Source organism: Streptomyces djakartensis (assembly GCF_014651075.1).
GTDB classification, from domain to species: domain Bacteria; phylum Actinomycetota; class Actinomycetes; order Streptomycetales; family Streptomycetaceae; genus Streptomyces; species Streptomyces djakartensis.
This window is the reverse complement of the sequence record NZ_BMWE01000092.1, coordinates 1-541: the sequence shown is the minus strand read 5'-3', so window position 1 is coordinate 541 and position 541 is coordinate 1. Positions and strand designations below refer to the sequence as shown.

Genomic DNA, 541 nt, shown 5'->3' with positions numbered 1-541 from the left:
TAGGAGCTTTCTGAATATCTCCGTTCAAGATTGCATCAATGATACCACGTGTATCTTTGATAGAGATACGTTTTCCTGTACCATTCCATCCTGTGTTTACAAGATATGCTTTTGCACCGTTTGCTTTCATCTTCTTAACAAGCTCTTCTGCATATTTTGTTGGGTGCAGTTCCAAGAATGCCTGTCCGAAGCAAGCTGAGAATGTTGGTGTAGGTTCTGTGATTCCACGTTCTGTACCTGCAAGTTTTGCTGTAAATCCAGATAAGAAGTAGTATTCTGTCTGCTCTGGTGTCAATACAGATACCGGTGGAAGTACTCCAAATGCATCTGCTGAAAACAACACTTTTTCATAAGAATCATAAGTCAGCATCACTTCCGGCCAATGCACCATCGGGGCAAACAGAAATTGCAGTTCATGCTTTCCAAGTGTCAATGTATCTCCATTTTTTACTTCCAGCTTTTTCTCATCTAAATCCATATCACGGAAGAAATTCGCAATCATCGTAAATGTCTTTGCATTTCCTACGATTGTTGTATCCGG

1 protein-coding gene is annotated in these 541 nt (G+C 40.5%); it reads right to left on the bottom strand.

The window, feature by feature from the left end; all coding sequences use genetic code 11:
- Positions 1-502, bottom strand: a 502-nt coding sequence (locus IE212_RS35845) for a phosphoenolpyruvate carboxykinase (ATP) (protein ID WP_229864747.1), incomplete at its 3' end; no start/stop codon positions are given.
- Positions 503-541 lie beyond the last annotated feature (39 nt).